Source organism: uncultured Shimia sp., from assembly GCF_947493595.1.
Taxonomy (GTDB): domain Bacteria; phylum Pseudomonadota; class Alphaproteobacteria; order Rhodobacterales; family Rhodobacteraceae; genus Shimia.
Genome location: NZ_CANLRL010000001.1, coordinates 781,101 through 796,455 on the forward strand (window position 1 = coordinate 781,101; position 15,355 = coordinate 796,455).

Annotated in this window: 13 protein-coding genes; 4 read left to right on the plus strand and 9 right to left on the minus strand. The window is 56.8% G+C overall.

Features of this window, described 5'->3' with window-relative positions; genetic code table 11:
• Window positions 1–129 precede the first annotated feature (129 nt).
• On the plus strand, window positions 130–2,991 hold the full coding sequence (uvrA, locus tag Q0955_RS03940) for an excinuclease ABC subunit UvrA (RefSeq protein WP_299420140.1): 2,862 nt from the start codon (window positions 130–132) through the stop codon (window positions 2,989–2,991).
• A 41-nt stretch (window positions 2,992–3,032) separates the two neighbouring features.
• Here the strand turns inward: uvrA and Q0955_RS03945 are convergent, their stop codons facing one another.
• Window positions 3,033–3,467, minus strand: a complete 435-nt coding sequence (locus Q0955_RS03945; protein ID WP_299420142.1) for an excinuclease ABC subunit A — start codon at window positions 3,465–3,467, stop codon at window positions 3,033–3,035.
• A 126-nt stretch (window positions 3,468–3,593) separates the two neighbouring features.
• On the opposite strand from Q0955_RS03945, the gene Q0955_RS03950 reads away from it, so the two are divergent.
• A complete protein-coding gene (locus Q0955_RS03950; protein WP_299420144.1) occupies window positions 3,594–4,364 on the plus strand; it encodes a helix-turn-helix transcriptional regulator in 771 nt (256 codons plus the stop codon).
• Here the strand turns inward: Q0955_RS03950 and Q0955_RS03955 are convergent, their stop codons facing one another.
• The 8 genes from Q0955_RS03955 to Q0955_RS03990 all read right to left on the minus strand — a co-directional run bounded on the left by Q0955_RS03955 (window position 4,365) and on the right by Q0955_RS03990 (window position 13,828).
• Complete coding sequence (locus Q0955_RS03955) at window positions 4,365–4,559, minus strand: DUF2892 domain-containing protein (RefSeq protein ID WP_299420146.1); 195 nt, start codon at window positions 4,557–4,559, stop codon at window positions 4,365–4,367. It abuts the gene before it with no gap.
• An 82-nt stretch (window positions 4,560–4,641) separates the two neighbouring features.
• Window positions 4,642–6,219 carry a Hint domain-containing protein gene (locus Q0955_RS03960; RefSeq protein ID WP_299420147.1) on the minus strand — a complete coding sequence of 526 codons (1,578 nt, stop codon included), beginning with the start codon at window positions 6,217–6,219 and terminating at the stop codon, window positions 4,642–4,644.
• Window positions 6,220–6,431: 212 nt separating this feature from the next.
• Complete coding sequence (mmsB, locus tag Q0955_RS03965; RefSeq protein WP_299420149.1) at window positions 6,432–7,304, minus strand: 3-hydroxyisobutyrate dehydrogenase; 873 nt, start codon at window positions 7,302–7,304, stop codon at window positions 6,432–6,434.
• Window positions 7,305–7,308: 4 nt separating this feature from the next.
• Window positions 7,309–8,349, minus strand: coding sequence for an enoyl-CoA hydratase/isomerase family protein (locus Q0955_RS03970; RefSeq protein ID WP_299420151.1), 1,041 nt, complete (start codon window positions 8,347–8,349; stop codon window positions 7,309–7,311).
• A 55-nt stretch (window positions 8,350–8,404) separates the two neighbouring features.
• The gene (locus Q0955_RS03975) at window positions 8,405–9,544 is read right to left on the minus strand and encodes an acyl-CoA dehydrogenase family protein (RefSeq protein WP_299420154.1); all 1,140 of its coding nucleotides are present in this window, start codon (window positions 9,542–9,544) and stop codon (window positions 8,405–8,407) included.
• A gap of 225 nt (window positions 9,545–9,769) precedes the next feature.
• Window positions 9,770–11,644, minus strand: a complete 1,875-nt coding sequence (locus tag Q0955_RS03980) for a diguanylate cyclase (RefSeq protein ID WP_299420157.1) — start codon at window positions 11,642–11,644, stop codon at window positions 9,770–9,772.
• Window positions 11,645–11,825: 181 nt separating this feature from the next.
• Window positions 11,826–12,239 (minus strand): hypothetical protein, encoded by a 414-nt coding sequence (locus Q0955_RS03985; RefSeq protein ID WP_299421043.1) that lies wholly within the window; start codon window positions 12,237–12,239, stop codon window positions 11,826–11,828.
• Window positions 12,240–12,328: 89 nt separating this feature from the next.
• Entirely contained in the window at window positions 12,329–13,828 is a 1,500-nt protein-coding gene (locus Q0955_RS03990) for a CoA-acylating methylmalonate-semialdehyde dehydrogenase (protein ID WP_299420159.1), read from the minus strand.
• Window positions 13,829–13,929: 101 nt separating this feature from the next.
• On the opposite strand from Q0955_RS03990, the gene Q0955_RS03995 reads away from it, so the two are divergent.
• Complete coding sequence (locus tag Q0955_RS03995) at window positions 13,930–14,826, plus strand: LysR family transcriptional regulator (RefSeq protein WP_299421046.1); 897 nt, start codon at window positions 13,930–13,932, stop codon at window positions 14,824–14,826.
• Window positions 14,827–14,894: 68 nt separating this feature from the next.
• Window positions 14,895–15,329, plus strand: a complete 435-nt coding sequence (locus Q0955_RS04000) for a CBS domain-containing protein (protein ID WP_299420162.1) — start codon at window positions 14,895–14,897, stop codon at window positions 15,327–15,329.
• Window positions 15,330–15,355: the final 26 nt, after the last annotated feature.

Here is a 15,355-nt window from a genome sequence, read left to right on the forward strand (position 1 = left end):
CAAATCTGGCAAGTCATGAGGCAAAAACCGGGCTTGGCGAATTAAAATGTTCTCTGTATGTTCGCGATATCTGGTTGGCAGAGGGGGCGTGATCCCCTATGTCTGGTGCCGTATCCGTTGGGGGTTTGAATGGCCGAACTGAAGAACATCGAAGTGCGTGGCGCGCGCGAGCACAATTTGAAGTCGATTGACGTGGATATTCCACGTGATCAGCTGGTGGTGATCACCGGTCTGTCAGGCTCTGGCAAATCCTCATTGGCGTTTGACACCATCTATGCGGAAGGGCAGCGGCGCTATGTCGAGAGCCTGAGCGCCTATGCGCGGCAGTTCCTTGATATGATGGAAAAGCCGGATGTGGATCACATCAGCGGGTTGTCTCCTGCGATTTCGATTGAGCAGAAGACGACGTCAAAAAACCCGCGCTCCACCGTGGGAACGGTGACAGAGATTTATGACTATCTGCGTTTGCTGTTTGCCCGTGTCGGCACGCCGTATTCGCCGGCCACCGGGCTGCCGATTGAGGCGCAACAGGTGCAGGATATGGTTGACCGTGTCATGACCTTGGAGGACGGCACGCGTGGTTACCTTTTGGCGCCGATCGTGCGGGACCGGAAAGGCGAATATCGCAAAGAGTTTCTGGAGCTGCGCAAGCAGGGTTTTCAGCGGGTGAAGGTGGATGGCGCATTCTATGAGCTGGACGAGCCGCCCACGCTGGACAAGAAATTCCGCCATGACATTGATGTGGTCGTGGATCGGCTTGTGGTGCGCGAGGGTATGGAAACCCGTCTTGCAGACAGTCTGCGCACCGCGCTGGATCTGGCGGATGGGATAGCGGTTTTGGAGACCGCACCCAAAGAGGGCGATCCGGAACGGATTACCTTCAGTGAGAAATTTGCCTGTCCTGTCAGTGGCTTCACCATCCCTGAAATTGAGCCGCGGCTGTTTTCGTTTAACGCGCCGTTTGGCGCCTGCCCAACTTGTGACGGGCTTGGCAAAGAGCTGTTCTTTGATGAGCGTTTGGTGGTCCCGGATGTGACGCTGAAGGTTTATGACGGGGCTTTGGCGCCGTGGCGGAAGGGCAAATCTCCGTATTTCCGGCAAACCATTGAAGCACTTGCGAAACACTATGAGTTTGACAAAAACTCACCTTGGAAAGATCTGCCGAAACATGTGCAGCAGGTGTTCCTCTATGGCTCTGGTGAGGAAGAGATTGAATTCCGCTACGATGAAGGTGGCCGTGTTTATCAGGTGACGCGCGTGTTTGAGGGCGTGATCCCCAACATGGAACGGCGCTACCGCGAGACGGACAGCAACTGGATCCGAGAAGAGTTTGAAAACTATCAGAACAACCGTCCGTGCGGCGCCTGTCGTGGGCATCGGTTGCGTGAAGAGGCTTTGGCTGTTCGGATTGCCGAGAAACATGTTGGCCATGTGGTGCAGCTGTCGATCCGAGAGGCTTTGGCCTGGATTGAGAGCGTGCCTGCGGCGTTGACTCCTCAGCGGCAGGAGATTGCGCGGGCGATTGTGAAAGAGATTCAGGAGCGGCTTGGGTTCTTGAACAATGTTGGCTTGGAATACCTAACCTTGTCGCGCAACAGTGGCACGCTGTCAGGCGGGGAGAGCCAGCGTATCCGATTGGCGAGCCAGATTGGCTCTGGCCTGACCGGTGTGCTGTACGTGCTGGATGAGCCATCGATTGGCCTGCATCAACGGGACAATGACCGGCTGCTGACGACGCTGAAAAACCTGCGAGATCAGGGCAATACGGTTATTGTTGTCGAGCATGACGAAGAAGCGGTGCGTGAGGCGGACTATGTGTTCGACATTGGCCCAGGGGCTGGTGTGCATGGCGGTCAGGTGGTGTCACAGGGCAAGCCCGAAGATATTGCAGCTGATCCGGCATCGCTGACCGGGCAGTATCTGTCTGGTGCGCGTGAAATTGCGGTGCCTACGGAACGGCGTGAGGGCAATGGTAAATCTGTGACGGTTGTGAAGGCGACGGGCAACAACCTGCGTAAGGTCACGGCGGACTTCCCACTTGGTAAGTTTGTTTGCGTGACCGGTGTGTCCGGAGGCGGGAAATCGACGCTGACCATTGAGACCTTGTTCAAGACTGCTTCGATGCGCCTGAATGGGGCGCGGCAGACTCCTGCGCCTTGTGAGACGATCAAGGGGCTTGAGCATCTGGATAAGGTGATCGACATTGACCAGCGGCCTATCGGCCGCACGCCACGGTCCAACCCCGCGACTTATACCGGGGCATTTACACCGATCCGCGATTGGTTTGCCGGTCTGCCGGAAGCCAAAGCGCGTGGCTATAAACCCGGACGGTTCAGTTTCAACGTCAAAGGCGGGCGTTGTGAGGCGTGTCAGGGTGACGGTGTCATCAAGATCGAGATGCACTTCCTGCCAGACGTCTATGTCGAATGTGAGACCTGCAAAGGCGCGCGCTACAACCGCGAGACTTTGGAAATCCGATTTAAAGGCAAGAGTATTGCGGACGTGCTGGATATGACCGTTGAGGAGGCTCAGGAGTTCTTCAAAGCGGTGCCCAGCATTCGCGACAAGATGGATGCGCTGATGCGGGTTGGTCTTGGCTACATCAAGGTGGGGCAGCAGGCGACAACGCTGTCTGGTGGTGAGGCGCAGCGGGTGAAACTGTCCAAAGAATTGGCGAAACGCTCAACCGGGCGCACACTCTATATTCTGGATGAGCCAACCACCGGTCTGCATTTTGAAGATGTGCGTAAGCTTTTGGAAGTGCTGCATGAATTGGTGGATCAGGGCAATACGGTTGTGGTGATCGAGCACAACCTGGATGTGGTGAAAACCGCCGATCATATCATCGACATTGGCCCCGAGGGCGGTGACGGCGGTGGTAAGATTGTTGCCAAAGGTACGCCGGAGAAGGTGGCCAAAGTGGCCGCGAGCCATACCGGGCATTATCTGAAGGATATGTTGGTGCCGAAGAAGAAAGTGGCGGCAGAGTAAAAAAGTCGGGCGGTGGTTGTGAAAACCACCGCCCGTTTTCTTTAGGCTGCGACGGCTTGGCGGGGTTTTGCCAGCGTGATTGGTAGCACAAACATCAGCAGGAAGCCGGTGTTCATAACCACGTTGAACCAGGCACCTGCAACGAGGGAGCCTGCGCTGTCCACCACATACCAACTCCAGACACCCCAGCTGATAATGGAGGCGCCGGTTTCAGGATCGTTGGCGTAAACGTGGATGGTGACTTGCCAGGTCACGACCCCAAGGCTGACCATGAGGCCGCCGCCGATGGCGGCGAGCACTTTTTCGCTGTCGCCGCCAAAGCTCTGCGCGCCATCAAGTGGCAGGTGCGTCAGGTCCATGAACCAGCCAACAACGCCGTGGAGGCCGCCAATCATGGCAAACAGTGGGATAAGGCCAAAAAGCACCGTGCCAAGCGAGGTGAGTTTCAGAAGGTAGATCGCGCGATCCTGTGTCATGTGATGTCTCCATTTGAGGTTATGGCGACAAACTGCGTCCGTTTGGTGGGGCAAAACAATTACCTGTGAGGTAAGTGCTTTGCGCAAGGGATCGGCTATGATGCTCGGGACAATGAGGAGCGGGACATGGGCGTAGAGTTTGGCGCGGTTTTAAAAGAGTGGCGACAGGTGCGGCGGGTGAGCCAGCTGGATCTAGGGTTGTCCGCTGGCGTGAGCTCTCGGCATATCTCGTTTCTGGAAACCGGCCGGTCGCGGCCCAGTCGTGGCATGGTGCTGCGGCTCTGTGACGAGTTGGAGGTGCCTTTTGCGCAACGTAACCGCATGCTGTCTGCGGCTGGGATGAGCCCGGCCTATGCAGAGCGGGATTTGTCAGAGGCGGATATGGCGCCGATGCGGGCGGCGATGGAATGGACCCTCAAACGGCATGAGCCCTATCCAGCGATGGCGATTGATCGGCATTGGAGGCTGGTGGCGTTGAATGCGATTTCCGCACAGTTGTTGGCCGGATTTGACGTGCAGGTTGGTGATAGCCTGATTGATATGATGGTTGACTCGAAGGGTGTCCGGCAAGCACTTGTCAATTATGAAGAAATTCTACGTCACATGATTGCGCGCCTGCGTGTCGAAAGCGCGCATTTTGGGCATGATCCGGTGTTGGAAGATGGCATTGCGCGCATGGAAGAGCGTCTAGGTGAGGCTGTGCTTGAGGTGGATGGCATCAAGCCTGCGATCATTCCCGCAGTTTATGAGTTTGGCGGGATGCAGATGTCGTTTTTCTCCACCATCAGCCAGTTCGGCTCGGCCGAGGACATTGCCCTCAGCGAGTTGCGGATTGAGATGATGTTTCCTGCGGATGAGGCCACGCGCCTCGCGTTGGAGGCGCTGGCGGCGAACTGATCATTTTCGGTGCAGCGGACAGGTGCCTTTACCCAATATGGTGTAAAGCGGACAGGACCCAAAAAGGGCGGTGGCCAATGGGATTATACCAATCCACATCCAAGCGCCGTAGCCCATGAGCGCGCCTGCGATCAAAGCCAGACCAATCACCACACGCAGTACCTTGTCGATACCGCCAACATTTTTCGCAAACATATGTGTCCCTCCTAGAGATGAGACAACTATACATTTTGATTTTGGAATGTGACTTGATTTGCCTCAAGCGGCCTAGGAAAACTTACGCTGCCAGAAGTGCAGTTGCCTCATAGCTGCGCAGGCTGGGGCGGGCGGCTATGTCCTCAAAGCTGATGTTTTTTTCCCGCATCACCTGCCGCAGGGAGCGGTTGGCAAAGGGATCAAAGCTGTAGCGGGTCATTGGGCCGGGCAAGAAGCTTTCGGACCATTGGCCTTCAGAGTAGAGCAGCTCATGTTGTGGCATCAGGATGTGGAAGTAGGTAATGGTGCTGTCGGTTTCACAACGGGTCACATCGCGGCCATTCACAATATCCTTGGCTTTTACCAGCACTTCGTCGCAGCCAAACAGCAGTTCGGCGCGGTAGCCTTGCAGCAACACTCGGTGTTGTGGGGACACGATCAGGTCGCGGTCATTGTCGAGCACGCCTGCTTTGATGCGGATGGGCAGCGATTCAAAACGCGGCGGCATATGGGAGTGGCCAATCCACTGGATGGGTTGCAACCCGTTGTCGAGGGTGTCGACCAACATGCCAGCACGCAACTCTTCAACCGGGATGTCGCCCTCGGAGGTGCGGATCAGGGTGCCCACGGTAAAACACGGCGCGTGCTGTTCGATTTCGACCAGCGCGGTGTCGGTTTCTCCGGTGGAGTCTTCGATGGTGTAGTTGAAATAGACAGTCTCGTTGTCGGTGTCGGCGTCAACAGTAAGCGTGCCATCTGCGTTCAAGGTCACAACCTGCCCAGTTGCCAAGGTCACGCTGCTTGGCAGGCCGCCACTTCCGTCGTGGCTGACCGCGGTGCCATTGATGTGCGTGATGGTCAGGGTAGGGCCCGCGGATGAGTTGTCATTGCCCAGCACGTCGAGGGTCTTGCTGTTGCCATAGGCGATGCGCATGTCATCGTCCTGTGCCACGATAGCGGTTTGCACCGAGCCACCTGCGATCAGCAAGTTGGAATCGTATTGTGTATCGGTCGCGTCGGCGATGCCAATCACCAGCTCGTTTACACCGTCCTGAAGAGGGACCACGAAGGTTAGCGTGACGGTGAAACCGTCCATTTCTGTGTTGTATTGATCGCCAGCGTTGTCGTTGTAAATATTGGAGTTGGCGTCGTTGATGTTGCCAACGGTGGCGCCGCCATCTCCAACGGAAATTTGTGCCTCAACCCCATTCACCCAAACGCCAATGGCGTCGTTGTAGCTGAGGTATTCCGGGTATTCCTCGGATGACAGCACAAAGTCGATGGTCAGCAACTCGCCAGCGGTGCCGTTAAAATCGATGGTCAGGTAGGACGCGTCAAAGGTGTTGGTGCCTGCGGCGGCGTTAAACAATGCGTTGTTGTCTTCGCCAGAAGTGTTGGTGGAGGTAGAGGCGGATTGGTTGGTGTTTGTGGTGCCGTCACTGTTGGTGAAGTCATCCACGTGGCCGGTGGACAAGATCACACCGCTGTCAGCAGGGGCGACGCCAGCGGAGGTTGTGTCGGCACCGGTGTAGATGCCCGAAGAGGCCGCATCGCCGGTGTAGGTGGCCCCCAAGATGCGGGAGGGATCCCCAAAGATCTCATTGGCCATCGCGGTGGCGTTGGCGCTTGTGTCGATATTGAGTTCCGTTGCCGTTGGCATGTTTCTACCTCAGTGCGTTCTGCTCTTGTCCAATCACGGGGCCTCTGCGGGTCCTCGGTCAGAGCAAAACTGGCGGGCAAACGTGGCGCGAACGGGGCTGGGGTAAGGAAAGATTAATTAAAATTGAGGGTAGAGTGGGGCGTTTGCCCAAAGGAAAAGGGCCGCGCAAAATGTGGCGTGGCCCTTTGTTTTATTGCTGATACCGCAGTTTCTTAGGTGCGGGTGCGTTTTTCGAAACGTGGCAACATTGCGGAGAAGTCGGTGCCAAGCCCGCCTTCATTCTCCACAAACTGCTCATAAAGCGCAGCGGCGGCTTGACCCATCGGGGTGTCGGCATCAGCGCTTTCAGCAGCCTGTTGTGACAGGCGAAGGTCCTTGAGCATCAGCTCAGAGGCAAAGCCTGGTTGGTAGTCATTGTCTGCCGGAGACTGCGGGCCAACGCCGGGGGCCGGGCAGTAGGCGTTCATAGTCCAGCTGTACCCGGATGAGGTGGAGACCACGTCAAACATCGACTGGCGGTCCAGACCTAGTTTGTCGGCCAGAGCAAAGGCTTCACACGTGGCGATCATGGTCACGCCAAGGATCATGTTGTTACAAATTTTGGCAGCTTGACCGGCGCCCGCGTCGCCACAGTGCACCGCCTTTTGGCCCATGATGTCAAACAGCGGGTCGGCCTTGGCAAAAGCGTCTTTTGACCCACCGGCCATAAAGGTCAGTGTGCCGCCTGCCGCACCACCCACGCCGCCAGACACTGGCGCGTCCACGGGCAGGAGGCCTGCGGTGGTGGCTTGTTCAGCCACGGCGCGGGCGCTGTCTACGTCCACGGTGGAGCAATCCACAAAAGTCGCGCCTTTGGACATCACCGGAATGATCTCATTGGCGACGGCACGCAGGATTTGGCCGTTGGGCAGCATGGTGATGACCACATCCGCGCCCGTGGCTGCGGCGGCACCGGTGTCGGCCATGGTGACGCCATCGATGGCCACATCTGCCATGTCAAAGCCGGTGACCTCATGGCCCGCTTTTGCAAGGTTGGCAGCCATAGGGCCGCCCATATTGCCCAGTCCGATGAATCCGATCTTCATGGTGCTACTCTCCCTTTTCAAATGTTAGCGCATCCGCCCCAAGCGGAAGAACCATCTTGGTCACGATGCCAGCGGGCAGGGCGTCCAAGCTGTATTTCCATTGCGGATTGCGGTCTTTGTCGATGATCTGTGCGCGGATGCCTTCGAGAAAATCGCCATCCTCCATGGCGCGGAAGGTGAAGCGGTATTCCTGATCCAGCGCAAAGCGGATGTCGTCGCGTTGGCGCACGCGGTGGATGATCTCCTGTGCGGCCCCCATGGCGATGGGGGAATTGCGGGAGAGTTTTTTCAGGGCTCCGGTGGCAAATTCGCTGTCGGAAAACTTCAGCGCGTTCAATATGTCGTTGAGGGTCTCACCGCCAAAGTGCGCGTCGATGTCGGCCTGTTGTGTGGTGAGCGGCCCAGCCTCCGGCTCGCTCGCGGCGGCGTCGATCAGCGCATAATCCGCTGTTTCCTCGAGTTGGGTAATCAAGGCGGGCCATGCATCTTGCGGGATGAAGTAGTCCGCGAAGCCTGCGTAGATCGCGTCTGCGGCATTCAGGCGGGCGGCAGTGAGGCCGAGGTATTCGCCAAGCCGACCGGGCGCACGCGCAAGGATCAGAGAGCCACCCACGTCAGGAACAAGGCCAATGCCACACTCTGGCATGGCGATTTGACTGCTCTCGCCCACGATACGGTGGGAGCCATGACAGCCCACACCCACGCCGCCACCCATGGTGAAGCCCTGCATGAAGCTGACCACGGGTTTGGGGAACTCAAAGAGTTTGGCGTTCATGCGGTATTCGTCGGCCCAGAATTTCCGGCCATAGGCAAAGTCGCCCTTGGTGCCGGTCTCATAGAGTTCGGCAATATCGCCGCCCGCGCAGAAGGCTTTTTCGCCTTCCGCGTCGATGACGATCATTTTGACTTCGTCATCCGTGGCCCAGACGTCGAGCGCGTCTTCGATGGCGATGCACATGTCATAGGACATGGCGTTGAGCGCTTTGGGACGGGTGAAGGTGATGCGGCCGGTTTGACCAGCTTTGCGAAAGGAGATGTCAGACACGCGGGGCGCTCCGTCTTTGAAAAAGGGCCGCTCCTGTAGGGCGGCCCGGTCGTGGTTAGGCGGAAATCATCTGGCGGGAGATGATCAGGCGCATGATTTCATTGGTGCCTTCGAGGATCTGGTGCACACGCAGGTCGCGGACAATTTTCTCGATGCCGTAGTCCGCGAGGTAGCCATAGCCGCCGTGCAGCTGCAAGCAGCCGTTGGCAACATCAAAGGCGACGTCGGTGACCATAAGCTTGGCCATGGCGCAGAATTTAGTGGCGTCGTGGTCGCCGTTGTCGAGTTTCCATGCGGCCTGGCGCAGGAAGGTGCGGGCGGCTTGCAGTTTGGTTTCATACTCCGCGAGGCGGAATTGCAGCGCTTGGAATTGGTTGATGGATTTTCCAAAAGCTTTGCGTTCGGACATGTATTGCACGGTCAGATCCAACGCCTTCTGTGCGCCGCCAAGTGCGCCGGCGGAGATGTTCAGGCGACCACCGTCCAGACCTGCCATGGCGTAGCTGAAACCTTTGCCTTCTTCGCCAATCAGGTTGTCGGCCGGCACTTTGCAGTCGTCAAACTGGACTTGTGAGGTGGGTTGGCTGAGCCAGCCCATTTTCTTTTCCAACGCGCCAAAGGACAGGCCCTGCGCGCCGTCTTCGACCACTACAGTGGAAATGCCTTTGGGGCCGTCTTCTCCAGTGCGCACCATACAGACATAGGCGTCGGAGTAGGATCCACCTGAGATGAAGGCTTTGGTGCCATTGAGCACGTACCCGTCGTTGGTGCGTTCGGCCCGAGTTTTCAGAGCCGCCGCGTCTGAGCCTGAGCCTGGCTCGGTCAGGCAGTAGGAAAAGACTTTTGTCATAGAGCAAAGGTCCGGCAGCCACTTCTGCTTGGTTTCCTCAGAGCCAAATTTGTCGATCATGCCACCACACATGTTGTGGATTGACAGGAAGGAGCCAACGGACGGGCAGGCCATGGCGAGGGCCTCAAACACCAGCGTAGCGTCCAAGCGGGACAGGCCAGAGCCGCCGTATTCCTCGGATACATAGATGCCGCCCAGTCCCAGTTCCGCCAATTGTGGCCAGAGCTCTTTGGGGATAGAGCCTTCGGATTCCCAATTCTGGGCGTGAGGTGCGATATTTTCTTCGCCAAAACCTTTGGCCATATCAAAGATCAGGGTCTGTTCTTCACTCAGTGCAAAATCCATGTCTCATCCTTCAAGATCGCGGCGTCGGCGGGGCCGAGCCAAAGCGGGTGCAGATGAGGGGCAGGGGGCTAAAGCGCCGATCCGCAGCCTCCCCTCCGCGAATTGAACATGTGTTAAATTACCATCCTTGCATCAAGATTGCAAAGTGCGAATGGCGCAAAAATAGCGCTATCACGCAGCGATTATGCAGAGTGATTTTGCAGTTTTGTCGGTGTAGGTCTGTTTTTAGCTGGCGGCTTTGAAGTCATTCGATGCCGGCGCAGGGCCTTCTTCGGTCATTTGCGCATAGGTGACTGAGCGGTTTCGACCCGTGGACTTTGCATGGTAGAGCGCCTCGTCGGCGCGCAGCAGCAACTCTTCGGGGTCTAAATCCGAATTTGGTTCTGCGCAGGCGATGCCAAAACTGGCGGTGACGCGCAGGCTGACATTGCCGGTGCATTCTGCGGTCAAGGCAGAAATGCGATTGCGTATACGTTCTGCCACCACTTGGGCATTGTCGCAGGTGGTGTCGGGCAGGATCATGACAAATTCTTCGCCGCCATAGCGACAAACGCGATCAGCGCGGCGCAAATTGGCCACTTGCATTAGATCAGCAACAGCACGCAGGACATCATCTCCCGCTGGATGGCCATAGGTGTCGTTCACAATCTTGAAGTGGTCGATGTCAAAAATCACCAGGGAGATACCCTGATCGGAATAGTCTTTTTCACGCCATGCCAGGGAGAGTTCGTTGTCAAACGCCTGACGATTGAGCAGGCCGGTGAGGTGGTCGCGGCTGGCAGTGTCCAGGGCGTTCTTGTGTAGTTGTTGCAGGTTTGAGCGCTCCTGATCCAACACCTCGGCGCGGGTTACCGCGCTGGTGACCCTGCGGCCCACTTTTACGCTGTAGGCGCAGATAAACAAGACAAAGGCATGGGTGGCGAGGTACACGCCGTGATAAGTGTTGGAGACGATGATGTCATTGACGCCAGCGAGCAGTGGCACAAACCATCCCAAAGTGAAAAACCAGGCGTCAGGCACGCGTTTGATAATGGCGCGGGCGCTGGTCCAGAGGATCAGGCCAAAAATCGCCACGCAGTACAACTGGATGACAAACAATTGCTCGGTGACAAACGGCAATGGGGCCGTGAGCACGATGGCGCCGCCAAGCATGGCCAATACACCGGTCACCAAAGGTCCACCAAGATCGGACAGGCGGCGCCAGACCAAAGCCTGCTGTAAGGCGTAGCCAGCCCAAGCGATCAATAAAATGTCTGCGTATTCAATCCGGACTCGCAGGGCGCGAACTTCGGGGCCAAACACCATTTCTAGCGTACCAGCCAGGATGACCGAGCGCAGCAGGAAAGCAAAAGACACCAAAGCAAGCAGCAGGGTGGCGGGGTCTTTGCGGTACACCACAAAAAGAAACAGATTCAGAGCTGTGACCAGCAGAGTGATGCCAATGATGGCACCTTCAATCAGGCGATCCAGGTGAGCGTCTCTTTGGAGGAAGGCCGCATCAGAGATGAACGGCGTGCGTAAAATGCCGCCATAGCTTTGCAACTCTTTGCGGACTTGAACAACGATATAGCCTTCGCCAATTTGGTTCAGTGCATAGCTTTGTTCAATCAGGGACGCGCGGATTGGTCCGGTCATTGCACCGTTGCCGCCAATACGTTCTGCATGTGCGAGGTTGTTGGCAGGCACCCAGAACACCTCATAAGCGTCAGCGACCCGCGGGAAGGCGATCGCCAAGGGCGTGGATCGTGAATATGGCAGTGTGAGGTTTATCACATAGGTGCCGGTGCCGTGGGCATGTGGATTTGTCTCGCTGGCAATGCCAGCCTCTTGCCAATCATCAGGCACGTGCAAGGTGCCCAGTTCATTGGACACGGCGGCCTCTACCGCCTCTTGGGGTGTCAGGCGAGATCCGAACTGGAACCACCAGTCGCCGCGCAATTGAGCTTTCTCTTGAGTGTCAAATGGAAACGACGAAAAGTCGCGCTCTGGCCCCGGTCCGCTATGGGCCTGGGCAGTGGTGATCAGTGTTTCTGACAGGAAAACACAGGTCATCACAACCGTGACGGCGTGAAGTATCGCACGTGCAATTTTGAGGTGCATGGGCCTGTGTCTCATCTGGTTTTCTGTAGGAAAATTTGTGAGGCACAGGCTTTAAGGTCGATTTAACTCGCTAACAAGAGCGGTGGTTTTGGCGGGCAAAAATAGGCGGAAATTGGATCAAACTTTAGCGGGCCTGTGGAAATTTGCTCAACTGCCGCCAGTCGTGATGTGACGTTGTGCTCTAATCTGCTGTGCTGAGAAGTTGGTCGAGGCTGGATTGAGGCAGGCCAAGAATGGCGAGCGCCTCGATTTCGTTCTCCTGCAGGATGGGCACAACTGACGGAAAAGGCTCCCAGCTGCGCAAGGCCAGGCGCGCCAGTTTTTTGCCGATGTCGCTTGGCGCGAAGTAGATGATCAACGTCTCGGCATTGTTGCCGGTAAACGCCTCCGCCTTTTTGGCCTGCGCCTTCATAAGTTCAAGGTAGTCTTCATCCCAGCCAGTTAGGGCGCTGAGGTCGACAAACTGTTTTTGGCCCGGTTGGAAATCCGGGTGTTGAGCATAGGCGGTAAAGGCTTGCAACGTGTCGGTCATATTGGCGTGGCCGTCGTAGCGGACATAGACCAAGCCGATGGTGGGGATGATCCGAAAACTCACTGACAAGTTTACACGCTCCTTTTACCTAAAAAAACGGGCGGCCCGGAGCCGCCCGTTTGTATGCAAATGATCACAGAAACGGGTCTGGATCAATCCATCTGTTTGAAGTGGAACTCGCCGCCTTCTTTGATGCCCGAAGGCCAGCGGGAGGTCACGGTTTTGGTGCGTGTGTAGAACTTGAACGAGTCCGGACCATGCTGGTTCAAATCGCCAAAGGCAGATTTTTTCCAACCGCCAAAGGTGTGATAGGCCAGTGGCACAGGGATTGGCACGTTCACGCCAACCATGCCGACGTTGACGCGGTTGGCAAAGTCACGGGCGGTATCGCCATCGCGAGTGTAGATCGCGGTGCCGTTGCCGTATTCGTGATCCATCGCCAGACCCAGCGCTTCTTCGTAAGACTGGGCACGCACCATGGACAGAACCGGACCGAAGATCTCGGTTTTGTAGATGTCCATGTCTTTGGTGACGTTATCAAACAGGTGCGGACCAACAAAGAAGCCCTCTTCGTAGCCTTGAAGGCTGAAGTCGCGGCCATCAACAACAAGATCTGCACCTTGGTCGACACCGGTTTGCACCAGGCGCAGGATGTTTTCCTGAGCGGCTTTGGTCACAACTGGACCGTAGTCCACATCGTCGCCCGCGGTGTATGGCGCGATTTTCAGCTTTTCGATGCGTGGGATCAGCTTGTCACGCAGCTTATCAGCGGTTTCTTCGCCTACAGGCACAGCCACGGAGATCGCCATGCAGCGTTCGCCAGCAGCGCCGTAGCCTGCGCCAACCAACGCGTCTGCGGCCTGATCCAGATCTGCATCCGGCATGATGATCATGTGGTTTTTCGCACCACCGAAGCACTGAACGCGCTTACCTTGGGCACAACCAGTGCCGTAGATGTATTCGGCAATAGGCGTAGAGCCCACAAAGCCAACGGACTGGATGATCGGATCATAAAGGATCGCGTCCACGGCCTCTTTGTCGCCGTTCACAACCTGAATGATGCCCTTTGGCAGGCCAGCTTCTTCAAGCAGTTCGGCCAGCATCAGCGGCACGGATGGGTCACGCTCAGATGGCTTCAGGATGAAGGCGTTGCCGCATGCGATGGCAGGTGCAAACATCCACATTGGGATCATCGCTGGGAAGTTGAATGGTGTGATACCCGCGGTCACGCCAAGCGCCTGGCGCATGGAGTAGATATCGATGCCGGGGCCGGCTGCGTCGGTGTATTCACCTTTCAACATTTGCGGTGCGGCGATGCAGTATTCTGCCACTTCCAGGCCGCGCTGGATGTCGCCTTTGGCATCCGGGAAAGTCTTGCCGTGCTCGCGGCTCAGTGCCTCAGCCAGCTTGTCCATGTCGCGGTTCAGCAGGTCAACAAACTTCATCAGCACGCGGGCGCGACGCTGTGGGTTCACGGCGGCCCAAGCAGGCTGAGCAGCCTGAGCGGCAGCGACGGCGATGTCCATCTCAGCCTTGTTGGCCAGAGGCACTTTGGCCTGAACCTCACCGGTGGCTGGGTTGTAGACATCGGCAAAACGGCCGGACGTCCCTTTGACGTGTTCGCCGTTGATGAAATGAGTCAACTCTTGCATGGCATCCTCCTATGACATTTGAGCAAAAGAATAGGCTTGCAAAAATCAACGGAAAAGAGGCAACTGTTCAAAACGGCTTTGCAAAAATGAATGGGGGCAGCATGGCGGCGCATTGGGATGACCTGCGGGTGTTTTTGGCGGTGGCGCGGGAAGAGAGCCTGTCTGCGGCGGGGCGGCGCTTGCAGGTGGATCCTGCGACAGTGGGGCGGCGGGTTGCGCGGTTGGAAACAGCGTTTGAATCGCCGTTATTTGTCAAATCGCCAACGGGGTATGCCTTGACGGACGCGGGTCAGAGGCTGATGGGGCATGCGTTGCGGGTGGAGCAAAGCCTGCAGGAAGCCACTGAGGAAATGGTGGGGCAAAGCGCTGGCTTGTCAGGGCAAATTCGCATTGGCGCGCCAGATGGAGTGGCAAATTATCTACTGCCGGCGGTCTGTGGGCGGATTGCCGAGGCCAACCCGGATCTGGAAATTCAAATCGTGGCTTTGCCACGCGTGGTGAGTCTGTCTCGTCGGGAGGCAGATTTGGTGGTTGCGGTGAGTGCGCCGACCGCTGGACGTTTGACGGTTCAAAAGATTACCGACTACAAACTGCATCTGGCGGCGGCCAAATGGTACCTGCGCAAGCGGCCTCAGATCACTTGCGTGGATGATCTCAAGGACCACCTTGTTACCGGCTACATCCCGGACATGATCTTTGATAAAGAGCTGGATTACCTCAGTGAAATTGGCATTGACCGGGTGCGTTTGGCCTCCAACTCAGCCTCGGTGCAATTCAACTGGGTGCGCAGCGGTGCGGGCATTGGCGTGGTGCATGACTTTGCCATTCCCTGGGGGCGCGGTGTCACCAAGGTTTTGGAAAATGAGGTTAGCCTGACCCGCAGTTTCTATCTGATCCGGCATGCTGATGACCGGCGGTTAGAGCGGCTCAACCGGTTCTCAGAAGCCCTGTGTGAAGGTATGCGGCAAGAGGTGGCCCACCTAGAAGGTCAAACTTGACAAGTGCTTAGGATACGGCAACGCTGATCTTTAGGGAGCGCCTAAACAAGTTCAAAGCGGAGGTCGCCATGCTCGTACACCAAATTCTCAAGTCCAAAGGCTCTGAAGGAGTGCTGACTGTGAAACCGGGAACCTTGGTGGAGGAGGCGGCAAAGATCCTTGCCGAAAACGGAATTGGGACTGTCATCGTTTCGCCCGATGGAGAGTCTCTGTCCGGTATTCTTTCGGAGCGGGACATTGTACGTGAGTTGGCCAAGCGTGGCGTGGGGTGCATGTCTGACAAGGTTGACGATTACATGACCACGGAGCTTGTGACCTGTGGTCGCAACGATGATGCGGTATCTGTGCTTGAAAAGATGACCAAAGGGCGGTTTCGACACATGCCAGTTGTAGAGGGTGATGCGCTGGTGGGCCTTATTTCACTGGGTGATGCGGTGAAAGCGCGGCTGTCGGAAGTGGCAATGGAGAAGGATGCGCTGGAAGGCATGATCATGGGGCATTAAGCCCGTGTCGCGACGTTCTCTGTCCG